Here is a 25,091-nt window from a genome sequence, read left to right on the forward strand (position 1 = left end):
TGAGCCTGCAGAACGTCTGCCATTCGCTGCGTTAATGGGCCCTGAATGCGGTACACTTGACCGGACAACTTGCCACAGGACACGCCGCTATGAGCGATAAGAAGATGATTTCCATTGATCAGTTCAGTGCTGATGAACGTCTGGCCGTCGAACAAACCTATAAAGGGCTGGCTGAAAAGTACCGTCAGCGAACCGGTAAAGAGCCGGATAGTAAAAAAGAGAAAGAATTCAACAGTGAAGCACGGCAGATGGTGATGGCCAGTAAGCTGGAGAAGGAGAAAGCAAAGGCTGAAAAGGAGAAGAAAAAACCGCTGCGTAAAAAGAAACCTGAATCACTCACCGCCAGTGAAGTCAGCGATTTCAACTGGTCGGCCTCAGTTGTGAAAGGCCGCCGATAGTCTCCCTGTGCGCGCTGTCATGGCGCGCACACCCTTTCTCGGCCCGCATCGGTTGCCTGTGTTGCATATGGCGCCGAGTAGAAACATTAGTTACGCAATAAGAATATTCTGTAAATAATTAACCCTGTTTCAGCATTTGCCGATAAACTGCCGTAACCCGTGGCTGCTTCAGTGTGCATATGAATTATTACACTCCCGATGATGTTCAACTGAAGCGCCGTTCGACGCGATTTGTGCGACGAATGTTTATGATGCGCCAGCTCGGTACCTTTCTCTGTTTTCTGCCCATTCTGTCGGTTCTGATGGAGATGGGAAAAAGCGCGGCACTATGCGCTCTTCTCTTCACCAATGCGTTTATCTGGCCTTATGCCGCCTATCGAATGGCATTGCGGTCGCGCGATCCGACCGGTTTTGAGCGTAAGAATCTGACGCTGGATGCCGCGTTTGGTGGCGTCTGGGTTGCTGCGATGGCACTAAGTCCGTTGCCTTCAATAATTATCATGGCGGTGCTGATCTCCGATCGCTACTCGGCAGGCGGCTGGGTCCAGCTAAAGTCCGCGCTGCTGGCCTTTCTGTTTGCCTTTGTGCTGGTCTGGTCAGCGGAAAGGGCACCGCTGGTGCTGACGTTCAGTACCCGAACCGTCTGGCTGACACTGCCGCTGGCCAGCCTGTATCTGCTGGCACTCAGTGTGGTGTCACACAATCTGACCCTGAGTCTGCGCCAGAAGAACCGCGAGCTGGAACGCATCGCGCTGATGGACCCCGGCCTGAAAATCCCTAATCGCCGTCTGTTTGAACGGCGGCTGGAAAGTGAGTTTTTGCGCACGCAGCGAGGCGAGGGCAAAGCCTGGTTAATGCTGCTGGATGTCGACCACTTCAAACAGGTTAACGATACCTATGGACATGAAGCGGGTGACTTTCTGCTGACAGAGATTTCGGCACTGCTGCGTGACAGCGTCGGCCTGAAAGATGTGCCCGCCCGCTTTGGCGGCGATGAATTGTGTGTGATCGTACGGGATGCGGATGAAACCAGCATCCTGCTGCTGGCAGAGCAAATCAGGCAGGGAATTGCCCTGTTGCGGCTGCCAGCGTCATCCACCTTTCAGTGTTCGGTGAGTATTGGGATTGCGGCAGCACGTGATGCGGCATCGATTCATGAGTGGCTGAGATGTGCTGATGAGGCGCTTTATCAGGTGAAGCGCGCGGGCCGCAACAATGTGCAGATATGGCATTCAGATTCGCTGAACACACTCAGTGCGGTCAGGAGCAAATGAAGAAGGCAGCCTGAGATCGCGTCTCAGGCTGAGTAATCAAATCGCCGGGTAGTCGCCAGTGCCTTCAGGCCAGGGAGTCAGCAGATCGAAACCCTCTTCAGTGACGGCGACAGTATGTTCCCACTGCGCCGAGAGCGAGCGATCTTTAGTCACGACCGTCCAGCCATCTGACAGCACGCTGGTTCCGGCTTTACCGGCATTAATCATCGGTTCGATGGTGAAGATCATACCGGCCTTCAGCGGCATCCCTTCGCCCGGTGTGCCGTAATGCAGCACCTGCGGATCGGTGTGATAAATCTCACCCACGCCGTGCCCGCAATATTCCCGTACGACAGAAAAACCGGCAGCTTCTGCAACACGCTGAATTGCCGCGCCCACATCGCCCAGCGTCGCGCCAGGACGGACAGTTTTGATCCCCGCAACCATCGACTGATAGGTGATATCGACCAGACGTTTTGCACGTACTGACGGCGTGCCGACAAAATACATCCGGCTGGTATCGCCATACCAGCCATCTTTGATAACCGCCACATCGATATTAACGATATCGCCATCCTTGAGCTTTTTGCTGGCTGGTATACCGTGGCACACCACGTGATTGACCGACGTGCAGGTCGTGCGGGTATAGCCGTGATAGCCGATGTTCGCGGGCGTCACCCTGAGTTCATTCACAATGAAGTCGTGGCAGATATCATCCAGCTCTTCGGTGGAAATGCCTGGGCGAACGTGCGGTGTAATCATCGCCAGTACCTGCGCCGCAGCCTGCCCGGCTGCGCGCGCCATCTCAATCTCCGCTGCGGTATGAATTTTAACGGTGTTCATGACACGTCTCCTTGTGTGGTGAGGCTCTCTTTATGGAGCATACTGCGGATATCAGCGCTGCCGTCCAGTTCAAGCCGGATCAGCATCTGCGCCAGTTGATGTTGGGTCTGCTGCGGATAGAGTTCAGCCAGCATGCCGAGTTTCAGCCAGTGTTCAGCCTGTGCATTAATCGAGCGACTCATCGCCTGACTGGCGATGCGCAGATTTTCATGCATCAGGTCGGAGATTTTTACGATACCCATATGAGCCTTATATGAAACGTATATGTTTCGTATAGAGTAACGCGTGCGGGCGGATTTGCAAAGCGACGAAAGGTTTACCTGCCTGAATCGCCTCAGGAGCCACAAAATGCCTCCGCCAGCAGGGACGCCTTAACTAAAAACCGGGAAAGTTATTTATCACTAAAGAGACTATCTAGCGGGTTTAAGTCCTGTAAAACTGCCCATAACTGGCCTCATCAGGTCCTGCATCCGCCTTTTTTAACATTCATGGGTCTGGCTGCCCATTCGAAGTCAGTGGATGACGCCATTTAAGGTCTCATCATCCGTGCGCAGGCCTGACAACAAATTAAAGCCTTCTTTTACATATTTCCGGACATCCTTCTTTTCGTTTTGCTGACATACATTTTATTGCTGATTAATTAAACTGCACGCTGAGAATGAACGTTCATTACAGGATTTTTATGAGAAACTTTCAGCGCAGTATCATCGCCGGACTTGTGATGATTGTGGCGGCCTGCGATCAAAACAGTCAGCAGCCAGATGGAAACATGACCACAGAAGTCGGTGTGAAAACATTGCAAACCGAATCTGTGACGCTGGATAGTCAACTGGCCGGACGCGTAACGGGCAGTATGACGTCAGATGTCAGGCCCCAGGTGGATGGCATCATCCAGAAACGCCTGTTTAGAGAGGGTGATGAAGTTAAAGCCGGGCAGATTCTTTACCAGATCGATCCCGCCAGCTATCAGGCCAGTTACGATCAGGCCCTGGCACAGCTGAAAAATGCTCAGGCGCTGGTGAAAAGCAGTAAATTAAAAGCCGAACGCTATGCTGCGCTGGTTAAAGAGAATGGCGTGTCACGGCAGGATGCTGATGATGCCCAGGCAACGTATCAGCAGAACGTCGCTTCTGTCGACCAGTACCGCGCTGCCGTGGAAAGTGCCCGTATCAATCTCAACTACACCCAAATCAAAGCGCCGATCAGTGGTCGTATTGGTATCTCATCGGTGACGCCTGGTGCACTGGTCACCGCCAGCCAGACTTCTGCACTGGCAACGATACGCGCGCTCGATCCCATCTACGTCGCTCTCACCCAATCCAGTGTGCAACTACTGAAACTGAAGCGCCAGCAGGCGTCGCTGCAGCAGAGTGCCGATGCTGTCCCCGTGACGGTAAATCTGGAAGATGGTACTGCCTATGAGCATCCCGGAAAGCTGGAGCTGACCGAAGTCTCAGTGGATGAAGCCACAGGTACAGTAACGCTGCGCGCGATCTTCCCGAATCCGCAACATGAACTTCTGCCTGGCATGTACGTTCGCGCCAGCGTCACCAATGGCGTACAGAGCGATGCGATTATGGCACCGCAGCAGGGAATTACCCGGGATGCGAAGGGCAACGCCACTGCGCTGGTGGTGGATAACCAGAGCAAAGTAGAAAGCCGGGACGTCGTAGCCGACCGCGTGATTGGCAACAAATGGCTGATTACCTCGGGACTGAACCGCGGTGACAAGCTGATTGTGGAAGGCACCGCTAAAGTTCAGCCGGGCATGCGCGTCAAGGCTGTCGAAGTGACGCCAGATGCGAAAGCCGTAACCGGCGAGGGCAAATGATATGCTGGCTCAGTTCTTTATTCGTCGTCCGGTTTTCGCTTGGGTAATCGCCCTGTGCATCATGATGTTCGGCATCCTGAGCATTAACAGCCTGCCGGTGGCGCAATATCCGGATGTGGCACCGCCGCAAATCAGTATTCAGGCAACCTATACCGGTGCTTCTGCTGAAACGCTGGAGAGCAGCGTGACTCAGGTCATTGAGCAGCAGCTTACCGGGCTGGATGGGTTGCTCTATTTCGATGCCACCAGCACTGCCTCAACCGGCCAGGTCAAAATCAACGTCACTTTCCAGCAGGGAACCGACCCGGATATTGCGCAGGTTCAGGTGCAGAACAAGGTTCAGCAGGCCGAGAGCCGCCTGCCGACCGCAGTCACGTCACAGGGTGTGACCGTGCAGAAAGCGCAGAGTGACTTTTTGCTGATCCTGGCGCTGTACGATAAAACCAATAAAAGCAGCTCATCAGATGTCGCCGACTATATGGTGAGTAACATGGAAGACAGCCTGGCGCGTGTGCCGGGAGTAGGCAGCGTTCAGGTATTCGGTGCTGAATATGCGATGCGTATCTGGCTCGATCCCGCCAGGCTGACTTCCTTTTCTCTGATGCCTTCCGACGTCACAACGGCACTTGAGAGTCAGAACACGCAGGTCTCCTCGGGGCAGTTAGGGGCACAACCCGCCAGCAAAGAGCAACAGCTGGTGGCGACGGTCCGTTCACGATCCCGACTGCAAACCCCCGAGCAGTTCCGCAATATCGTCCTGAAAAGCCAGGCGGATGGGTCAGTGGTACGACTGAGTGATGTCGCACGCGTTGAGATGGGTAATGAAGATTACAGTTCCAATGTTCTGGCCAACGGTCATCCTGCATCCGGTATTGCCGTGCAACTGGCGTCAGGTGCCAATGCACTCTCAACCGCCGAGCAGGTGAAAGCGAAAATTAATGAGTTTCGCAGCACTATGCCTGCGGGCTATGAGATCGCTTATCCGCTCGACAGCACCGATTTCGTTAAAATCTCCATTGAAGAAGTGGTGAAAACGCTCATCGAAGCGGTGATTTTAGTGGTCATCGTGATGTTTGTTTTCCTGCAAAACATCCGTACTACGCTCATCCCGGCGATTGCTGTTCCGGTCGTGCTGCTGGGCACCTTTGGTGTGTTGTCCCTCTTTGGCTACTCAATTAATACCCTCACCATGTTCGGGATGGTGCTTGCCATCGGCTTACTGGTTGATGACGCGATCGTCGTGGTTGAAAACGTCGAACGTGTGATGCGTGAGGAGGGCTTAGCCCCGCGTCAGGCGACGGAAAAATCGATGAAGGAGATTACCGGTGCGTTGATTGGTATCGCGATGGTGCTCTCAGCCGTGTTCCTGCCTATGACCTTTTTCAGCGGCTCAACGGGTGTGATCTATCGTCAGTTTTCAATCACCATTGTTTCATCGATGGTGCTGTCGGTGATTGTGGCGCTGACGCTGACGCCCGCACTCTGTGCCACCCTGCTTAAACCGCATAATCACGAAAGCGGCAGCACGGGCTTCTTCGGCTGGTTTAATCGCAGCTATGAAAAAGTCCAGGCACGCTATCAGAATGGTGTTGGTCATGTTGTGAACAGTTCGGTGCGTTATCTGCTTCTGTATGGCGTGCTGTTGATCGGCTGTGCGGTGCTTTATATGCGCCTGCCCACGGGCTTCCTGCCGACTGAAGACCAGGGTTACATCATGGTGCAGTATCAGCTTGCTCCCGGCGCCACGGAAAACCGGACAAGTGACGTGCGTCGTCAGGTTCAGCACTACTTTGCCACCCAGGAGAAGGATAACGTCAACGTCAGCATGCTGGTCAACGGCTTCAGTTTTGCGGGTAATGGCCAGAACGCCGGTATTGGCTTTATCGCACTGAAGAACTGGAGTGAACGGGAAGGCAGCGAAAACAGTGCTGATGCTATTGCAGGCCGCGCGATGAAGGCGCTGTCGGGCATCCGCGACGCGCAAATTTTTGTACTCACGCCCCCGCCGGTTTCCGGGCTGGGTCAGTCGAATGGCTTCACCTTTGAACTGCAGGCGCGCGGGGCGACCAGTCGCGACGAACTGCTTAAAATGCGCGATCAGCTGATTGCCGAGGCCAATAAGGATCCTGACCTCAGTGCCGTTCGCGCCAACTCACTGCCGAGCCTGCCGCAGCTGGACGTCGACATTGATGACGCTAAAGCCCAGTCACTGGGTCTGACGATCAGCGATATTAACAGCACCTTAAGTGCGGCGATTGGGGGGAGCTACGTTAATGACTTCACCGACCGTGGTCGTGTGAAAAAAGTCTACATTCAGGGGGAACAGCAGTTCCGCAGCAAGCCGGAAGATATTGATCAGTGGTATGTGCGCGGCACGGACAGCAGCAGTAACACCACGATGGTGCCGTTCTCATCCTTTGCCTCGATGAAGTGGGCGTACGGCCCGGATGTCCTGTCACGTTATAACGGTCTGGCGTCTTACGAAATTCAGGGTGCGCCGGCCTCCGGCAAAAGTTCGGGGGATGCTATCACCGCGATGGAAAAGCTGGTGGCGAAGTTACCCGCAGGAAACACCTTTGCATGGAGTGGCCTCTCGTATCAGGAAAAACTCTCTGGCAATCAGGCAATGTCGCTCTATGGCATCTCACTGATTGTGGTGTTCCTGTGCCTTGCTGCTTTGTATGAGAGCTGGTCAATACCCTTTTCGGTCATGATGGTGGTGCCATTAGGCGTGATCGGTGCGCTTCTGGCGACGACGCTGCGCGGACTGGAAAACGACGTTTATTTCCAGGTCGCGTTGCTGACTATCATCGGACTCTCGGCGAAGAACGCTATTCTGATCGTGGAATTTGCTGAAGAGCAATATCGCAAAGGAGAGAGTCTGATCAGGGCCGCGACGCATGCAGCAACGATGCGTTTGCGTCCCATCATTATGACCTCACTGGCCTTTACCGCAGGGGTGCTGCCGCTGGCTATCTCGACAGGCGCGGGCGCGAACAGTCGTATCGCCATTGGTACCGGCATTATTGGCGGGACCTTAACCGCAACGCTGCTGGCCATCTTCTTTGTTCCGCTGTTCTTTGTGCTGGTCCGCCGTCTGTTTCCGGCCAGACCGCATGAGGAAACACAGCCTTCAGAATCTGCAGTAAGGGTAAAAGAATAATGACAATGTCTGCAAAATGTTTAGCAGTGTTTTTGCCCTGCTTCCTTGCGGGATGCGTTTCGCTCGATCCGCATTATGCACGCCCAGATAATGCCGTAGTTGCCGCAACCCCGAGCGGTGAGGCTTACCGCAACCTGCAACAGAACGCGATTAATTATCGCGATGTGGGCTGGCAGGATTACGTGCAGGATCCCCGGCTTCGTCAGGTTGTCGCAATGGCTCTGGACAATAGCCGCGACCTGCGGGAAGCCGTGGCAAGTGTGAAGTCTGCGCATGCACAATATGGTGAGCAGCGGGCTAATCTCTTCCCCACGCTCAGCGCCGATGTGAGTGGAACCCGCTCTCGCGCACTGACAGGAGAGGGTAATCAGACCGCATTGGGCAACAGTTACTCGGCAGAAGGGAGTGTCAGTTCATTTGAGCTGGATCTGTTTGGCAAAAATCAAAGCCTGTCTCGCCAGCAGTATGAAACCTATCTTGGCACGCTGGAAGGGGCGCGAAGTACGCGCCTGACCTTACTCTATAACACGGTGGATTACTGGTTACAGCTGGCGGCCGACCGCAGCAATCTTGAGATTGCGAAAGAGACAGCAGAGAGTACGCGGCAGTCACTGGAGGTGACACGCAAACGGCTGCAAAATGGCGTGGCTTCAATGGTGGATGTCGCTTCAGCAGAAACCACCTGGCAGTCTGCACAGTCGGATGTGGCCAGCTATACCACCAGCGTGGCGCAGGATAAGAATGCCCTGGACCTGGTTGTGGGTAAAAGCGTGCCTGATAATCTGCTGCCGCAAAACATCGAATCTGTTGGTCAGGCATTGCGTGACGTGCCGGCGGGTGTTTCATCCGAAGCCCTGACTAATCGTCCTGATGTCTTGCAGGCTGAGCATAACCTGAAGGCAGCAAATGCCAATATCGGTGCGGCGCGTGCAAATTTCTTCCCGAGCATCTCACTGACGGCGAGCGGTGGCGTCGGCAGTTCCGATCTCTCTTCACTGTTTAAAAACGGGGAAGGGATCTGGTCTTTTGCGCCCAGCATCTCGCTGCCGATCTTTAAAGGTGGCTACAACGTTTCTTACCTGAACTACACCAAGGCGCAAAAAGAGTATTATGTGGCAGCGTATGAAAAGGCGGTGCAAACCGCTTTTCAGGAAGTCGCAGATGCTCTGGCTCGTAAGGGCACCATCACAGATCAGCTGAACAGCCAGCGCAACAATGTTGCTGCTTCACAGACGTATTATCATCTGGCCGATCTGCGTTACCAGAATGGGGTGGACACGTATCTGAATGCGTTAACCGCTCAGCGCACGCTCTATACCGCCAGAACCAGTCTGGTCAGCGCTGAGCAGGCGTACTATCAGAATCTGAATACGTTTTACAAGGTGATGGGCGGCGGCACGGCGTTGCAGGAGTCGCAACTGAAAATGTAAAAACCGGGTGCGCATTCAGGCGGGAATGCGCACCCAGGTTAAAGCGTAGTCTCAGCGTAAATTTCAGGAGATGAGAAGATGAGAAGGTGAAATCATCATATCTGATGTCTGAATTTCCGGCTGATATGTTCTCGGACCCCTGGCTCGGTTATCATTGAAGAATTAATATCAGGGCTGGTGTGACGTCAGTTAACAGGAGGTTATTTGAGCAGGTCAGACAGTGAGGATTTCCTGCAGCAGCGGCAGCAGCAGATAATTTCGGCAGCGAAAAACTGTTTCAGTCGCTCTGGCTTTCATGGTGCCAGCATGGCTGACATAAGCCATGAGTCAGGTCTGGGTGCCGGGCAGATTTATCGCTATTACAGTAGCAAAGAATTAATTGTCAGTGAGACGATAAAAAGTATCGCAGAAAACTGGCGAATGTTTTTACTGAAAAACTTTCAGCTACAAACCAGCGTCTCAAGTATCATCGATACGGAATCTGACTTCTGGCGGGACTGGTCATTCAGGGATCGTTGTTTACTGCTGGAAATGTATTCAGAAGCATCACGCAATAAATCAGTTCGCGCGTTGCTTGCCCATGAAGAACAATTGCTTTTTACGGCGCTGGAAGAGGTTTTTAAGCGACAGATGCCAGCAGCGACACCTGAAGAGCGTAGTGACCGTATTCAGTTTTTGCTGATGCTGGTGGATGGTGTGGCCTGTCGTACGTTTGGCGATAAACACCTTAATCAGCAGGAGTTAGCGCGGATTAACAGCCTTCTCGCCGGCCATCTTTTCTCCTGAGTCAGGCGAAACCGTTCTGATTAATGTCATGACTGATGACATCCAGGAATGACATCACGCGGCCATCGATTTCACGCTGTTTCATATAGCGGCGAATAATCATACCGTCTATGATCATTGACATAATATACAGGCGTGTCTGGATAATCTCAGCATCCAGCGACGGATTAAGCGCCTGCTCCTGAGTAATAAAGTTCTCCTTTAACGTCTGCCAGGCATCGGAAATAATCTGACGGATCCGCTCATTACGTGTGGCTTCTGCAGATATATCAATAAGCAGTACAATGCTTTTTTCAACGTCGACTGACACCACGCCGTGCGCAGAATGAGCGACTTTACCTGCATGAGCAAGATTGTCGAGAGCCTCTTTAAGTGAATCAATCATCCGTTGCACCACGTTTTTAATCAGTGCTTCGATAATCGCTTCTTTATTTTTATAATATTTATAAATCAGACCGACGCTGACATTTGCCTGTCGGGCTATATTCTGAACCGATGTCTGATAAAAGCCTTTCTGTCGCATGCAGTATTCTGCTGCCTCAAGAATTTCCTCGCTACGATTCATAATAACACTCACATTATAAAAATATTACTCTACCTCCTTTCACTTAGCATGGCTATACGTCGACGTTCCCGGCTCCCGCATGGCCTGCCGCTATCAGCATCTCCACGTTACGTTCAGAGGCTGATAATCAGCAGAAATCGGCCATTGCGGCGATGCGATCAACACGGCATTAGCCAGGTCTGTTTCAGGTATTTATCCCGCAAAAGCGAATGCCGGAGATGAATGTGATTTAGCGGTGACCACTCTGATGCAGTCGCTCACTCCGGTACGCTCTCCATTCTTCCCAGCATTTTTCAGGGTTGATATCAAAATATCCGCGGCATTCCGCCATTGTAAAAGCAACATCGCGCGCCACTTCAATACAGGTGGCACTATCTTTGATGCTGCTGACTTCCTCCTCTGTAAGCGGGCTTCCTTTCTCATTCTCTTTGTTCAGCAAGAGAGGAATGAGGGCAGGTATATAAACGAGGCTCATTAGTTATTTCCTGATGGTTAAATATCACGCTGTGACTAATAACCGAAATCACACAGCTCATTAATGACTGGCCGTACATTGCAGTTGCTCAGTAACATCGATTCAACGTCGTTCTTCGGTCAACAGGCTCAGCAATCAATAATTGCTTCCGGGGCAGAGAGGCAATTTGGGTAACCTGGCTGGCCATCAGCAAAGCTGAACACGTCGCAGCCCGGGTTATTCGGTTCTCTTCATTTCCTTTACTACATTCTCGACAGCTGGCGCGATATCTTCAGCCAGAAAGTGAATATTTTGATCATGACTTAATCAACACCGGACTATCCTTATGCCAGGAGGTGCCTATGTGTGGACGGTTTGCGCAGTACAGTAGCCGGGACGATTACTTCGATTCTCTGGGACTGATGCCCGATGAAATCATTTATGATCCGGAGCCGATAGGGCGTTTCAACGTTGCGCCAGGCACCAACGTGCTGCTGCTCAATGAGCGGGACGATGAATTTCACCTGGACCCGGTCTACTGGGGCTACGGTCCTGAGTGGTGGAATAAGCAGCCGCTAATCAACGCCCGGAGTGAAACAGCCCCAACCGGCCGCATGTTTAAGCCGCTATGGGAGCAGGGACGCGCCATTGTTCCTGCCGATGGCTGGTATGAGTGGAAGCGTGAGGGTGACAGGAAACAGCCATACTTTATTCATCACAAAGAAAAAGAACCGCTGTTTTTTGCCGCTATTGGCCGGGCGCCTTACGGTAAGGACCATGGACATGAGGGATTTGTTATCGTCACTGCGGCGAGCAACAAAGGCATGGTCGATATTCATGACCGCCGGCCACTGGTTTTACAGGCGGACGCGGTTCGGGAATGGCTCAGTGTTGAAACCTCATCCCAGCGGGCGCAGGACATTGCCCATGAAGCCGCATTACCCGAGAAGGATTTCACCTGGCACCCTGTTTCAGCCAAAGTCGGGAACATCCATAATCAGGGCGGGACGCTTATTAAAGAGATAAATTCTGAAGGTACATGAAGCGCAGCTCAGATGTGCACATCGCAATCTGCAATGCTGATCCTTATTGATTGTTATCACTCTGCAAAACGTTCAGCTTAATGACGTTTGCGATCGCTCATCTTCACACCAAATACACAAAAGCCCAGTAAATCCTTGGCCTCATCTTCCACCCGGGTCACCATGACCAGATCGGACGACCCGTCGGGCAGCACAACCTCATAAGGTGGATAAGGGAGTCCTTTCAAGCGGAATTCCTGCAGCCAGAGTAGTTTTTCCGCCTGTGACGGAATAACTTCATAAATATATTTATGGATAAGATCCTGCGGAGCCCAGCCGACCCGTTCGGCAAACGTGTCGCTGGCATCAACAATCACTAATTCCGGATTAAGAAAGCAAATGGACGTGCCGGGAATCGCATACATGGATGAAATCTGATGTGCTCGCTGATCGAGAGAAAGACGCGCAACCCGCCGCAGAGATCCTTTATCCGGTACTGCATTAAGCATCCGGCAGCTTTCCGCTCCTGAGACCGGTTTTCCGAACAAATAGCCCTGCGCATAGAGGCAACCTATCCCCCTTAACATTTCAGCCTGTTCTTCGGTTTCTACGCCCTCCGCGATCACATCCATATCAAGGCTCCGGCCCAGACCGGCGACGCTGGAGATGATTTTGCGGCTGTCTTTTTTGTGCAGCATGGAGCGAATAAAACTGCTGTCAATTTTAAGCGTGTTAACCGGTAATTGAATCAGCCAGGCAAGGCTGGAATAGCCTGTTCCAAAATCATCCATTGCAATAGTACAGCCCATAGCCGACAGGGCTTCAATCTCTGTCCGGGCGGTATTGATATCATTTAACAGGGCTGTTTCAGTAATCTCAATCTTCAGCCTTGCCAGATCGAACTGAGATTCACTGGCTGTATTCCTTATAATTTCAGTAAGATACCTGCCATCAAGCTGTGAAGGAGAAACGTTCATTGATAAAAACTGCTGTTCTGGCCATGTGGCAGCAACTTTGAAACCTTCCGCCATAAGGCTGAGCATCAGCTCGTCAAGCAGACCACTTCGCTCCATAGCCGGAATGAAGTCTGCTGGAGGCGTAACGATACCCTCCGGGGATATGTGCCGCGCGAGCATCTCAAATCCCATCACACGCAAATCTTCAAGAGAAACTATAGGCTGAAAAAACGGGTGAAACTCGCCCAGCTTAATACGCTGCTGCAAAAGTTCGCGCGTTTCATCATTCTTGACACCAGGTTTCATTTCATTCCCGTAAATACATAATTTTCAGCCTGTTAACGATAATTTATCTGCAACTCAGGCTTTATAAACTCAGCGAACTCTGTCGACAGTCGCATACAGGTTTAATCTTTTTTTCAGCATAATCATTATGATAACCAGTTTCATATGACGGGTTATCTCAATGCTGGCTTACTGTTTAATTCGGCAATATTTTATTACATTCGCTGTGTGTTCATATCTTATGCTGGCGAGTAAGACTACTTACTCACTATCGTTATCGGCCTGGAGTTACTTTTCATTACATCGTAATAGCATGACATCGATGCAGTATTGACCCGCATTCAAAATGGTCGCTTAGCATATAGCAGATGAATAAGGATCTGGTGGGAAAAAGTTAACTGTAATGGTTTTGATCAGAAACAGGGTAAATAACGATGCAGGCTGACAGTGAATATTAGCAAAGGTAATGAGTTCCAAAATCGTAAAACAGATAAAGGTTTTAATCATTGAAGTTTCAATGTGTGCACAACTGTCAAATAATGAGGTTTCTTAATGACCATTCATATCGTCATCCCGGATGATTATCAGTTTGCCACTCAAAAACTGGACTTTCTCCACGGTAATAACAACTTTCACTGCGCTGCACTGGGCGATCTCAGCAGGGACCCGATGGCAGATGAAAAGCTGTCATCGGCTGAAGCATTAATACTTATCCGCGAAAGGACTGTCATTGACGAGGCGTTTCTGCAACGCACGCCACATCTTAAATTGATCAGTCAGACGGGTAAGCTGGCGAGAAATGTCGATATTGATGCCTGCACGCGAGCCGGTGTCGCCATTGTGGAAGGGAGTGGCTCTCCCGTTGCCCCTGCAGAGTTAACCTGGCTGTTGATCATGGCCTCCCGCCGAAAATTTGTCTCGTCGGTCAATGCAATGGCCGAAGGGCACTGGCAAACAGAAATCGGCTCTGCGGTTCACAATCAGGTCATCGGCATTCTGGGCTATGGAAAAATTGGTAAACGTCTTGCTTCCTATGCCGCCGTTTTTGGCATGCAGGTACAGGTATGGGGAAGTCTTCGTGCGCAGGAAGAGGCACGAGCAGACGGATGGACGGTTCCCGAAAGCCGTGAGCAATTTTTCGCCACGAGCGATGTGTTAACCGTGCACCAGCGGCTGGTGGCTGCGACGCAAGGCAACATCACGCCAGCCGATCTCGCGCTGATGAAAACTGATGCGTTATTCGTGAATACCAGCCGGGCTGAACTGGTTTATGACGGCGCGTTGCACAATGCCCTGACACAGGGGCGGCCTGGATTTGCGGCACTGGATGTTTATGAAGAGGAACCGATCTACAACACCCGGCATCCTTACCTGCAGATGCCGAATGTGCTGTGTACACCACATCTGGGATATGTGGAGAAGGCCAGCTATGCGCTCTATTTCAGAGCGGCATTTGATAATGTTGTGCGTTATTTTAGCGGTGACAGGTCGCATGTGATTAATGGCTGAAGCTTTTAGGGAGATAAATTTGCAAGCTGTCAGACTATTTAGTCGCTCAGTGCCAGATTAATTTTGCTTCTAATTCAAGCAGATACAGTTAATCAGAGCGAAGGGGGCGACCACGCATATAGTATTGTGTACAAAAGTGTCATGCTCAAAATGCTTATTGTCTGCAAAATAATCTTAGCATAATGGAGTAAAAATGGCCGTCGATGATAATGCCCTAATCTCTTTGCCAAAACGCATGCAAATACAGCCTGAATTTTTGCAGTTGATTAAATCTGTGGTCGCAAAGCTCACTCTCTGCTTTCCTGAGCTTATACATAGTTTATACGTTTATGGGAGTGTGGCTGAAAGCAGGGCGAAGGTTGGTAGATCTGATCTGGATATGACGATCATTCTCAGGTATGAGACCAATCAGGCTGATAAAGAGCAACTTGCTACTGTTCAGTCAATGCTTGAAAAAGCTAATCCAGTTATCAGCAAAATTGATTTTGATTATGGTCATTTGGAAGAGGTGCTCGATCCTGAGAATTTACTCAGTTGGGGATACTGGCTTAAACATCACTGCCACTGCGTTTATGGCGAGGATCTAAGCCGCTGCTTTCAAGCCTTTAAACCTTCAAAAGCTATTGCCTTAGCCGTGAACGGTGATTTTTTGCAGGTTGTGGACAGTCTGCTTAGTCAAATCAATACCTCTTCTGATACACATAAAAAGCTGCAACTTCAGCGCTCGGCTGCGCGAAAAATTGTCAGGGCAACTAATATCCTTCGAAAAGAAGGGGAGAAGGATTGGCCCGACACACTCGATGAATATTCCTCCAGATTTAATGCACGGTATCCGGGTTTTTCAAAGGAGATGGATTACTTAATTGAGATGTGCCATCAACCCTCAGGAAGCGTAGCTGTATTCGAAAAGCGGCTTATGGCCTTTGCCCGCTGGCTTGATGTCGAGTCTCATCACTATAAATCCTGAAATTTTGTCAGCCAGCTTTACGGACTTTAATTATGTCCGGTTGTCTGCTTTAATTAGGAAAAACATCTTCGATTTATTCATAATCAAATGCTGATATTGTCTCTGAAATTAGTTTCACGTTGAGTTTTTTCGGCATTCAATCATTAAGGGATGTATGCTAATAGCGCAGATTTCAGATATTCATGCTTCTTCAGATAATGATCACTTATGCCGGTTTGACCGGGTTTTGACGTGGCTCACCCACCTGAAACCTGACGTACTGGTGCTAACTGGTGATCTGACAGATGGATACTGGCGGGAAGGTTACACAAAGATTGCAGCGCTTCTTGATCAGCAGAGTTATCCTTCCTTCGTACTGCCGGGCAATTCAGATGATCGCAGCTTAATGCGTTCGGTGTGGGGTAATAACAAATGGGCGTACGACTGTCCTGTTGAAGCGATGCACTTCTCGCATCATGCTGGAGATCTGCGTTTAATCGGCCTGGATTCAACGGTACATGCACAGAAGCATGGTAGCGTTTCGGACCGTCTCGAATGGTTGCATAAACAATTCAACAATGCTGACGCCGCCCCAGCATTGCTGTTTATGCATCATCACGTAGTTGAATCAGGTATTCCCACACTTGATGAAACGATCTGCAGAGGCGGGGACAAGTTGGAAGATTTCATCAGACGTAATCCTCAAAGCGTGCTGGCTGTCTGTTCCGGGCATGTTCACCGACCTATAGCAGGCACGTTCGCGGGTATTCCAGCGTATATCTGTGGCTCTATCTGCCCTGCCAACCCTGTGTGGTTTGGAACACCAAATGTTCCTCCTGTAAGTGATCCTCCCGCGTTAATGATTCACCGCTTCGTCAGTAATATTCTCACCAGCTATCATGTCTGCGTATAATTAATGCATAAATCTAAGGTATTGCTGCCCGTAATATTAGCTTTAATATCTTCAGTCCGGTGAACGTTATCCCGTATTAAGCTGATTACTTCCCGTTTCTGCTCCATACCTGATTCTGGCTGTCAGGCAGTTGCAACAAAAAGCGTATATGCTTTCATTGGTCCTTATGATGGGGAGTATTACTAATGAGAACGCCTGATTATCCCTCGCAGGATTCAGATAAATGGTCACAGGTAGATGCCTGGTTTTCTGAAAAACTCGCACCACAGGAACCTGAGCTGATTAATGCTCTTCAGAACAACGTTAAGCACGGATTACCGACACACGATGTCTCTGCTCTACAGGGAAAAATGCTGTCCATCTTCATCCAGATGTCACGCGCTGTGCGCGTTCTTGAAATTGGCACGCTTGGCGCCTACAGCACCCTATGGATGGCCAGGGCTTTGCCGCCACATGGAAGCGTAACAACGATTGAGTTCAATAAACATCATGCACAAGTGGCTCGCCAGAATATAAGCAATGCCGGGCTGACTGAACGCGTGATGCTGCACACGGGTACTGCACTGGATATCCTGCCCACTCTTAAAGGCCCCTTTGACCTGATTTTTATCGATGCCGATAAGGTGAATAATCCACATTATCTGGAATGGGTAATCAGATTATCACGTGCAGGTAGCGTTATTGTGGGTGACAACACGGTGCGCGGCGGCAGCATTATTGATTCTGAAAGTGATGATCCAAATGTCATCGGCCTGAGAAATTTTATCGAGATGATCTCTGAGGATAAGCGACTTGATGCCACGGCGATTCAGACTGTAGGTGAAAAGGGCTGGGATGGGTTCGTGATAGCTATCGTCAGGACGGTATAGGTCGTCTCCGGAAAAATCAAAGTCACCACAAGCTCATAATATTTACTTTCCTGACCAGCCTTTACCTGACGCTATTCTTAGTGATGCAGTTTAATGATATTAAAAGAATTCGCTCTTCACTCCAGTCCGGCCAGATAGCAGCCCGCCAGAATTAGAAAGCGCCTGAGCGCCTTCACTTCACACGCCTTTGCGATAAGGATCTTTAACCAATGCGACGGCAAGCGCGCCAGCCAGTAACACGGCGGAAACCGCCAGCAGCGCCCACATAAACTCGCCGCTTGACTGCCGGATGTAGCCAATAAGGGACGGCCCGACAAAACCGCCCAGGTTTCCGACAGAGACAATCATCGCTAAGCCACCTGCGGCTGCGCTTCCTGTCAGAAAACCGGAAGGCAGCGCCCAGAATGAAGCCTGGAAAGCCAGAATGCCGCTTACGGTGAAACAGAGCGCAATCATCTTGATGACCGGTTGATCCACGATGGCACTCGACGCCAGTGCAACAGCAGCAATAACCAGCGCCGCGCTGATCCACCGAATGCGGTTGCCGGATGCATTGGCCCGCTGTGCCCAGAGCAGCATTCCGACCGCGCCACAGATATAAGGTAACGCGGTCAGGAAACCGGTGGCGGTATGACTGACGCCCATCTGCTTAATGATCTGCGGCATCCAGAGGCCCACGCCGATAGAACCGACAATGCCGCAGAAGTTAATAAAGGCCAGCAGGTAAAGCAGGGGATTACGCAGCGCATCGCGCATGCTGGAACCGTGCGCCTTCTCAATTTTCTGCTGCTCATTCTCCAGTCGCCTGGTCAGCAATGTTTTTTCCGCATCAGTTAACCAGTTTGCCTTTGCCGGACGGTCATTCAGATAGAACAGGCAGATAATGCCCAGGATAACCGCCGGGAAACCTTCCAGCACCAGCAACCACTGCCAGTTACGGATATGCTCATGCCCGGTGATTTGCATCAACATCCCGGATAACGGCGCGCCGATGATATTCGCTACAGGGATACCCACTAAAAAGGCTGCCGTAATCTTTGCGCGCCAGGTTCCGGGAAACCAGTAGGTGAAGAACAGATAGATACCGGGTGTAAATCCGGCTTCGGCCACCCCCAGACAAAAACGGGCAAAGGCGAAGCTTGTGGGCCCGGTGACGAAGGCGGTCGCCATGGAGATGATTCCCCATGAGATCATAATGCGGGCGATCCAGATACGTGCGCCCACCTTTTGCATGATGAGGTTACTTGGCACCTCAAACAGGAAATAGCCGATAAAAAACATCCCGGCCCCGAACCCGAACTGCTCAGCTGTAATCCCCAGATCGGCATTCATGCCGAGAGCAGCGAAGCTGACGTTGGTGCGATCCAGATAACTCACAACATAACAGATGAAAATAAACGGCAGGATACGGCGGAACGCTTTACCTGCCGCCCGTTCACTTTGGTCAAAATCGATTTGATTCATTGCATCACGGGGTTCAGACACGGCTTCCGTCTTAACAGGTGAGTCAGCGCTTACAGATTGCAGATTCATGGGTGCCTCCGCTGCGTTCAGAAACGCAGAATTATTCTCAAAGAAATTCGGTGGAAATACAGGGCAATGGGTGACCGGGTGTTTTCATCGGGCAGGTAAGAATGCTGCCGCTGACCGATTCGGTAATAAAAAGCTGTTGCAGGCTTTCACCACCAAAGCAGAGGTTGGTCGTGGAGCGCCCGGCGGGGCTGGTGAGAATTTCTGCGGGCTCAGCCAGATCGTTAAGCAGCCAGATGCGCCCCAGACCTGGGTTGGCAATCAGCAACTCGCCATTGGCGTTCATAGCCAGTCCATCAGGACCGCTGGGACCGTGTGAGGTAAAATACTGACTGACTTTGCTGACTGAACCATCACGCTGAAGCGGTACGCGCCAGATCGCATTGCTGCGCGTCATCGCGACGTAAAGTACTTTTTCGTCCGGGGACAGAACCAGTCCATTCGGGCTGGGGCAGTTATCCAGCAGCATATCCAGGCGTCCATCCTGGCTCAGCCGGTAAACACGACCGGTGGGATCGTGTAGCCCTGTTTGCCCCTGATCGGTGAAATAGAGGTTCCCCTGGCTGTCGGTGGTTAAATCGTTAACACCACGGAAACTCTCGCTATTACGGCGAGCCAGCCACGGCGACACGCTGTGGGTTTTGAGGCAGAGTTTCATGATCCCATGACGATAATCCGTAATCAAAAGCGTATCCGGATCGGCGAGTTTCATGCCATTAGGTTCGCCGTCATATTGCACGACGAGCGCCCAGTTGCCTGTCATATCAACCCGGAATATGCGGCCATAGGGAATATCGGTCAGATACAGACAGCCTGAAGGATGCCAGACCGGCCCTTCAAGGAACGATTCGGTAAGCTGTCCCCCGCGATTCGCGACGGCCCAGGCATTGTTGCTATCCGGTAAGCGAAAACGGTCTGGCAGGCGGGTAAAAATCGATGTCTGCCTGACATCTGCAGGCGTCAGGGTGATCATAAAATGACTTCCTCTTTAGCTATTCCATAACATAGATCCGTTCCTGACTGATCACCCGGTTTCAACGGGGCGTCTGATAACCTGATACCGCTATGATGTGTGCTTCCTCTGTCCGCCAATTCAGGAGTCCCGGGGGTCTTAAAGCTTGCAGGACGCACAGCATAATTATCATTGCCTGGCGTAAGCTTTCGATTAATCAGGGATTTTTCATCAGCAAACATAGTGTGCCTCGTTTCAGGTTTTACAGGATAAAACTGTGTTGTACATGATGAAATTACTATATCCGCGATTTTCATGGTGACGCTAGTGTTGCGAGCTTGTTTGTTATGTAAACAAGATGTGACTCACAATTCAGGCAAAGCTGGCTCAGGCAGAAGAAAGGCAAGTAATAAATAAGATGGAGGCGTTAATGCGTGCTGTTTACCCGGTAGTCCGATTTCGTTGGAATGAACTGAAAAAAATGAAAGAGGATGGGCTGTTTGCGGCTTCAGAGGAGACGCACAGGATGAACGCTTTCATGAAAGATAACGCGGTCAGGAAGTGTATCCACGTTAAAAAATAGTGCCTGTCTGGCTTTGGCGGCCGTTATGAAAAGCTTAATACTGCAATTTCCTTGCCCGCTGCCGATAAACAGAGATGGGACCAGCGAGCCACAGGTGCGGAACGTCGGTAATTACTTAATAAATCAGACGTCGGGGTGTTCAGTGATGAGCAACAGGAAAACAAAATTAAGCGTTATGCTTACCGCAGCATTTCTCACTGTCATCTTAGCGGGCGTTTTTGTAACAGGTTTTGCCGGGTTTAAACTTAATACCGCCAGCGAACAGCAGGCATTGACCCGCGCGCGCCTTGGCGATCTTCAGGCACTTCAGTCGCTAAAAGATAACCTGACTCAGCAGGCGCTTCTCTTAGTCTCTGCGGCTGCAGGCACTCAGCCCCAGACAGAAGAAAAAGTTAAAACGCAGTTTTTTGCCTTGCAGACCACGAATGACAATACCACTGCGCATTTCCGGCAGTTGATCAACGGCGCTAAAAGCATTCCTGGAATTAATCTTGCTGAAGTCGAAGAGGCTTCCACGCAACTCAATAAAATTGAAGTAGCATCAGGTCCGCTTCGTCAGGCAGAGCAGAATCTGTTTACGCCAGATGCTATTGCGTTCCGGGATAAGCTCCGGAGCGAACTGATTCCTGCGCTTACTCAATATCGTATCGCAGTGGACGGCATGGTGAATTATCAGGCGCGGGTTACAGGTAAAACGGCAGAAACCTCAACGCAGGCGCTCTCGGGTGTTTATGTCACGCTGGCGGTTCTGACGACCCTGTTTGTCATTTTGGGGTTTGTGATGAGTGGCCTGATTACCCGCTGGCTCAAGGTTCAGCTGGGTGGCGAACCTTCTCATGCGCAGGGCCTGGCCGCCGCGATTGCGGCAGGGGATCTGACAACGACGGTGACACTTCGTCAGGGGGATACCGTCAGCATGATGGCGTCCCTGGAGAGTATGCAAAATAATCTGCGCAACCTGGTCTCCCATATAAAAGACTCCTCCGCTTCGGTAGCCATGGCTGCTGATGAAATTTCCCAGGGCAATACCGAACTATCCTCCCGTACAGAGCAGCAGGCTGCCGCGTTACAGGAAACGGCCGCCAGTATCGAACAGCTTACCGTCACGGTAAAAAGCAATGCAGCGGGCGCGCAGCAGACTGCGGACTCTGCCCGCCAAACCGCTGCCCTGGCGCGGTCGGGCGAGCACGATATGCAGCGGATGTCAGAGACGATGAATGATATTTCCAAAAGTGCAGTGAAAGTCCGCGATATTACTGCCGTTATCGAAGGGATTGCCTTCCAGACTAATATTCTGGCGCTTAACGCTGCGGTGGAAGCCGCTCGCGCGGGCGAACAGGGGCGGGGTTTTGCCGTCGTTGCCGGTGAAGTCAGGACGCTTGCTCAGCGCAGCGCTACGGCTGCCAGAGATATAAAACATCTGATTGAAGAAGCGGTAGCACAGGTCGAAAGTGGTGTTGTTGTCGCAACCGGAACAGGCAAGAGCATCCTTGATATCAATGCTATGGTCGGAAAACTGGCCGACGCAATGGACAATATCTCACTTGCCTCAGCAGAGCAGATGCAGGGCATTTCTCAGGTCAGTATTGCGGTCAATGAGATGGATGGCGTCACGCAGAATAATGCTGCACTGGTTGAGGAATCTTCTTCGGCATCGCAGTCACTTTCAGCCCAGGCACATTCGTTACGTGAAGCAGTGAATGCTTTTCGTCTGTAAGCGTCATGATTTGAGTTCACACTAATTAAAGCCCTCTGACGGAGGGCTTTTCTCTGGAAGCAAATTCAGGGCCGCTCAGAGAACTCAGGATCAGGGTTAAGTAGAGTTATGTTCCCCGACACATTTCTGCCAGCAGCCATTGCCTTAAAGCCTTTAGCGCCTTTTGTTTATGCCCGTTTAAACAGGTTTCTCTGAACAATACTTTTGCTGAGAGAGGCAGATGCAGGCCAGTGCCCGGTTAGCTCGCCACCATCCAGCGCTGACTTTCGCGCCGTACTCGCCCGCTGATGCCATGGCGGCAGATGTTTTGCAGCGTTTTTACACTTCATAAGCCTCTTTTTACGCCATTTTTACGGGCCTCCCGGTTTAATTGACGGCACCGGGCGCTTACGCGCCTCTTTTCGGAAAGCCGTGAATGAAATGCATAACTAAGCCCTGGTCCATACCGGGCTGCCGCGAGGCGGCATTAGCCGATCTTGCTGAGCAGCAGCGCCTTCGCCTTATTTCGCCCCGCAAGTGGTTCCGGGATGCCATTGAGGCCAGTACCGATCCGTCTCTGCTGAACTATCGTCTGATTGCGCAATGGCTGGGTACAACGATACCCGACAGCCGCGCGCTGATTCTGGCCCTCAACAACAGCCTCTGCTTCGGGCTTTATCGTAATGGCCGACAAATCGGTTTTGTCCGGGTTGTAACTGATATGGCTGAAACCTGGGTAATCCGGAATCTGTTTATCTCGCCGGAGTATCGCTTTGTCGGGCTTGGATCATGGCTGCTGCACTGCTGTCTTTCTCATCCGGGCGCCAGAGGCTGCCGCCATATTATTGCAATGGGTGAACCCGTGCCGGATTTTTTTGAGCGTAACGGATTCATCGCCTTTCCCTCACTGCCCGGGGTCTGGGTGACGACTCTGCACGATGGGGTTAATGATTCAATCTGCGCCAAAAGCGCCAGCAGGCATTAAGCGGACAGGGCACGCACTCATGAGCGGTTTTCTCCAGTTTATCCTCCGACCTCAGCTTAAAAGCCGCAGGCAGCCAGGCGTGATCGCCTCTCCACAGCCTTCAATCAGGGAACACACCATGTCAGGCCTTATCCTTGTTTCTCATAATCAATCGCAACGCTCGACGCTTACTGCAGTTTATGACGGGATACTCTCCCGGCTGGGCGGCCTCTGGATTAGCTGGAATGGTGAAAGCACGGTTATCTCTCAGGATGCGTCAAGACCCTGCGATGTGCAGCAGCACGATCGGTATGAGACCGTGACCTTCCCCTATACGCCGGGCGAGCTTAATGAGGGATATCATAATTACATTCATAAAGGGCTCTGGCCTGTTTTCCACCAGCGTCCGGACATGGCCCGTTTTTCGGCCAATGGCTTTCAGGAATACAAAAACATTAATAAAGCCTATGCGCGGGCCATCTGCGAAAATGCCACACCAGACGATGTTATCTGGATTCAGGATTATCACCTGCTGGGCTGTGCCCGCTACATCCGCGAAGAGGGCCTGCCCAATTCAGTCGGCATCTTTCTGCATCAGCCTTTCCCGGCTGGAAGAATGTTTGAAACCATACCCGAGTGGCGCTGGTTTACAGAGTCACTGCTGTGTTGTGACCTGATTGGTTTTCAGACCGTGCAGGATATGAATAACTTCCTCGTCTGGCTGGAGAGCGAATTCCGGCTGGAGCGGCTGGAAGCGCACAGCTTTCGTATTCATGGCCGGATCATCAACGTTGGTGTGTTCCCGGTCGGGATCGACCTCGACGATGTTGAGTCTCTGCGTGAGAGTAACAGCTGCGCCTTTATGGAAATGCAGTGCCGCGAAAGTCTGCCAGAAAATAGCGTGCTGAGCGGCGGTCATCTTGATGAGAGTTCAGGACTGCCTTATCGAATCAGCACGCTGGAGGTGCTGCTGCGGAGGCATGATTGTTACCAGAAAAATATTACGCTGTTGCAGCTCGCGCCGCCGGCAGCCGGACACGCACATGATGCGTTACAACTCGGTCACGCTCTGGAAGCGCTATGTGGAGAACTTAATGGTGTGCATGGCACCATGAACTGGTATCCGGTGAACTATCTGACTCACGCTTACAGCCGGGAAGAGCAGGCCGGTATCTATCGTGCCTCACGCGTTGCGCTGGTCACGCCGCTCATGGCGGGCATGAGCCTGATGGCCAAAATGTACGTCGCACTGCAGGACCCGAAAAATCCCGGGGTGCTAATCCTGTCGCAGTTTGCCGGTGCCGCCGGGCAGATGGAAGGTGCCATCATCGTCAATCCTTATGATCCTGATGCAATGGCCAGTGCGGTCCATCGCGCCCTGCAGATGCCTTTACACGAACGGCGCTGTCTGCATGCCCGTCTGATGAAAGGCCTGCATATGCACAACAGCCATCACTGGGCTGCATCATTTTTGCGGATGCTGAACAACGTGCCTGCTGACCCGGAAGCGTTGCCGCCGCAGGCGGCTTTTCCACGACTGAGCAGTAGCCGCGCGAGGTACTGATTTTCAGTCAGGATAAAAGTCTTTCAAAAGACGGTGCTGGAGAAGATAAAGCCTGTCTCATCATTTCCTGATATGACTCCCGGACTGTCGCAACCGTTCGTTAATGGCGATCAGTTCAGGGAGATCTTCTGGCGTTAACAGATCAAGAAAATTTCGTCGCACACTTGCAGCGTGCACCGGTCGTGCTTTGTCGAGGAGCAGGCGACCCTCGTCGGTAATGCTTACCGAAATACCTGATGGACTGTTACGGTTTCGGTGTAAAAGGCCCCGTGAAGACATACGTGAAAGCTGGTGTGAAAGCCGGGACTTGTCCCACTCAATGTATTCCTGTAGTTCACGCTGAAGGAGTCCTGCATGCGGATTTTTGCTGAGCTCCATGAGAATCATGAAATCCGGACCGGACAAGCCGGTGGCTTCACTGATATCCCTGGCGATACGCCCCGTGATAATGGCTGCCAGTCGGCGATATCCGCGCCATGCCAGCCACTCTTCGTCTGAAATCTCAGTAGAATTCTTCATTTAACCTGTCCTGATGTTGATGTATCAACTTTGTGGTTATAGAGTATACGATTTACTGCA

The 25,091-nt window shown here is 51.4% G+C and carries 22 protein-coding genes; 14 read left to right on the top strand and 8 right to left on the bottom strand.

What is annotated here, in order from left to right; translation table 11 throughout:
* Positions 1-89: 89 nt before the first annotated feature.
* Complete coding sequence (locus EGO56_RS19395) at positions 90-398, top strand: hypothetical protein (RefSeq protein ID WP_135910697.1); 309 nt, start codon at positions 90-92, stop codon at positions 396-398.
* Between the two features lie 179 nt (positions 399-577).
* Positions 578-1,672 (top strand): sensor domain-containing diguanylate cyclase, encoded by a 1,095-nt coding sequence (locus EGO56_RS19400; RefSeq protein ID WP_135910698.1) that lies wholly within the window; start codon positions 578-580, stop codon positions 1,670-1,672.
* A gap of 36 nt (positions 1,673-1,708) precedes the next feature.
* Here the strand turns inward: EGO56_RS19400 and map are convergent, their stop codons facing one another.
* Both map and EGO56_RS19410 read right to left on the bottom strand, forming a co-directional pair.
* Positions 1,709-2,494, bottom strand: a complete 786-nt coding sequence (gene map / locus EGO56_RS19405) for a type I methionyl aminopeptidase (RefSeq protein WP_135910699.1) — start codon at positions 2,492-2,494, stop codon at positions 1,709-1,711.
* Positions 2,491-2,736 carry a ParD-like family protein gene (locus tag EGO56_RS19410; RefSeq protein WP_135910700.1) on the bottom strand — a complete coding sequence of 82 codons (246 nt, stop codon included), beginning with the start codon at positions 2,734-2,736 and terminating at the stop codon, positions 2,491-2,493. The genes map and EGO56_RS19410 overlap by 4 nt, the downstream gene beginning before the upstream one ends.
* A gap of 440 nt (positions 2,737-3,176) precedes the next feature.
* Between EGO56_RS19410 and EGO56_RS19415 the strand changes: the two genes are divergently transcribed.
* The 4 genes from EGO56_RS19415 to EGO56_RS19430 all read left to right on the top strand — a co-directional run bounded on the left by EGO56_RS19415 (position 3,177) and on the right by EGO56_RS19430 (position 9,704).
* Complete coding sequence (locus EGO56_RS19415) at positions 3,177-4,325, top strand: efflux RND transporter periplasmic adaptor subunit (protein ID WP_135910701.1); 1,149 nt, start codon at positions 3,177-3,179, stop codon at positions 4,323-4,325.
* A 1-nt stretch (position 4,326) separates the two neighbouring features.
* Entirely contained in the window at positions 4,327-7,488 is a 3,162-nt protein-coding gene (locus tag EGO56_RS19420; RefSeq protein WP_135910702.1) for an efflux RND transporter permease subunit, read from the top strand.
* Entirely contained in the window at positions 7,488-8,918 is a 1,431-nt protein-coding gene (locus EGO56_RS19425; protein ID WP_135910703.1) for an efflux transporter outer membrane subunit, read from the top strand. Before EGO56_RS19420 ends, EGO56_RS19425 begins: the two co-directional genes overlap by 1 nt.
* A 204-nt stretch (positions 8,919-9,122) precedes the next feature.
* On the top strand, positions 9,123-9,704 hold the full coding sequence (locus EGO56_RS19430; protein ID WP_135910704.1) for a TetR/AcrR family transcriptional regulator: 582 nt from the start codon (positions 9,123-9,125) through the stop codon (positions 9,702-9,704).
* 1 nt (position 9,705) lies between these two features.
* Here EGO56_RS19430 and EGO56_RS19435 read toward each other — a convergent pair whose 3' ends face one another.
* Complete coding sequence (locus EGO56_RS19435; RefSeq protein ID WP_238349038.1) at positions 9,706-10,281, bottom strand: TetR/AcrR family transcriptional regulator; 576 nt, start codon at positions 10,279-10,281, stop codon at positions 9,706-9,708.
* A 217-nt stretch (positions 10,282-10,498) separates the two neighbouring features.
* Entirely contained in the window at positions 10,499-10,744 is a 246-nt protein-coding gene (locus tag EGO56_RS19440) for a hypothetical protein (RefSeq protein ID WP_033784784.1), read from the bottom strand.
* A 341-nt stretch (positions 10,745-11,085) separates the two neighbouring features.
* On the opposite strand from EGO56_RS19440, the gene EGO56_RS19445 reads away from it, so the two are divergent.
* Complete coding sequence (locus EGO56_RS19445) at positions 11,086-11,766, top strand: SOS response-associated peptidase family protein (RefSeq protein WP_135910705.1); 681 nt, start codon at positions 11,086-11,088, stop codon at positions 11,764-11,766.
* Between the two features lie 77 nt (positions 11,767-11,843).
* Here EGO56_RS19445 and EGO56_RS19450 read toward each other — a convergent pair whose 3' ends face one another.
* On the bottom strand, positions 11,844-13,007 hold the full coding sequence (locus tag EGO56_RS19450) for an EAL domain-containing protein (protein WP_135910706.1): 1,164 nt from the start codon (positions 13,005-13,007) through the stop codon (positions 11,844-11,846).
* 531 nt (positions 13,008-13,538) lie between these two features.
* Here EGO56_RS19450 and EGO56_RS19455 point away from each other — a divergent pair.
* The 4 genes from EGO56_RS19455 (at position 13,539) to EGO56_RS19470 (ending at position 17,223) form a co-directional block, all read left to right on the top strand.
* The gene (locus EGO56_RS19455) at positions 13,539-14,495 is read left to right on the top strand and encodes a D-2-hydroxyacid dehydrogenase family protein (protein WP_135910707.1); all 957 of its coding nucleotides are present in this window, start codon (positions 13,539-13,541) and stop codon (positions 14,493-14,495) included.
* A 193-nt stretch (positions 14,496-14,688) separates the two neighbouring features.
* Positions 14,689-15,462 (top strand): nucleotidyltransferase domain-containing protein, encoded by a 774-nt coding sequence (locus tag EGO56_RS19460; RefSeq protein ID WP_135910708.1) that lies wholly within the window; start codon positions 14,689-14,691, stop codon positions 15,460-15,462.
* Positions 15,463-15,616: 154 nt separating this feature from the next.
* Positions 15,617-16,354: a metallophosphoesterase gene (locus EGO56_RS19465; RefSeq protein WP_135910709.1), complete on the top strand. Its 738-nt coding sequence runs from the start codon at positions 15,617-15,619 to the stop codon at positions 16,352-16,354.
* A gap of 185 nt (positions 16,355-16,539) precedes the next feature.
* Positions 16,540-17,223 (top strand): O-methyltransferase, encoded by a 684-nt coding sequence (locus EGO56_RS19470; RefSeq protein ID WP_135910710.1) that lies wholly within the window; start codon positions 16,540-16,542, stop codon positions 17,221-17,223.
* Between the two features lie 177 nt (positions 17,224-17,400).
* On the opposite strand, the gene EGO56_RS19475 is transcribed toward EGO56_RS19470, so the two are convergent.
* Together EGO56_RS19475 and EGO56_RS19480 are read right to left on the bottom strand one after the other, a co-directional pair.
* On the bottom strand, positions 17,401-18,756 hold the full coding sequence (locus tag EGO56_RS19475) for an MFS transporter (protein WP_135910711.1): 1,356 nt from the start codon (positions 18,754-18,756) through the stop codon (positions 17,401-17,403).
* Between the two features lie 37 nt (positions 18,757-18,793).
* The gene (locus tag EGO56_RS19480; RefSeq protein WP_135910712.1) at positions 18,794-19,726 is read right to left on the bottom strand and encodes an SMP-30/gluconolactonase/LRE family protein; all 933 of its coding nucleotides are present in this window, start codon (positions 19,724-19,726) and stop codon (positions 18,794-18,796) included.
* Positions 19,727-20,463: 737 nt separating this feature from the next.
* Here EGO56_RS19480 and EGO56_RS19485 point away from each other — a divergent pair.
* The 3 genes from EGO56_RS19485 to EGO56_RS19495 all read left to right on the top strand — a co-directional run bounded on the left by EGO56_RS19485 (position 20,464) and on the right by EGO56_RS19495 (position 24,512).
* On the top strand, positions 20,464-22,005 hold the full coding sequence (locus EGO56_RS19485; protein ID WP_238349039.1) for a methyl-accepting chemotaxis protein: 1,542 nt from the start codon (positions 20,464-20,466) through the stop codon (positions 22,003-22,005).
* A gap of 415 nt (positions 22,006-22,420) precedes the next feature.
* Positions 22,421-22,969 carry a GNAT family N-acetyltransferase gene (locus tag EGO56_RS19490; RefSeq protein ID WP_135910714.1) on the top strand — a complete coding sequence of 183 codons (549 nt, stop codon included), beginning with the start codon at positions 22,421-22,423 and terminating at the stop codon, positions 22,967-22,969.
* Between the two features lie 118 nt (positions 22,970-23,087).
* Complete coding sequence (locus EGO56_RS19495) at positions 23,088-24,512, top strand: alpha,alpha-trehalose-phosphate synthase (UDP-forming) (protein WP_135910715.1); 1,425 nt, start codon at positions 23,088-23,090, stop codon at positions 24,510-24,512.
* A gap of 60 nt (positions 24,513-24,572) precedes the next feature.
* On the opposite strand, the gene EGO56_RS19500 is transcribed toward EGO56_RS19495, so the two are convergent.
* Positions 24,573-25,031, bottom strand: coding sequence for a MarR family winged helix-turn-helix transcriptional regulator (locus EGO56_RS19500; RefSeq protein WP_135910716.1), 459 nt, complete (start codon positions 25,029-25,031; stop codon positions 24,573-24,575).
* Positions 25,032-25,091 lie beyond the last annotated feature (60 nt).

This window comes from Pantoea vagans, from assembly GCF_004792415.1.
In the GTDB taxonomy this organism is placed as follows: Bacteria; Pseudomonadota; Gammaproteobacteria; order Enterobacterales; family Enterobacteriaceae; genus Pantoea; species Pantoea vagans.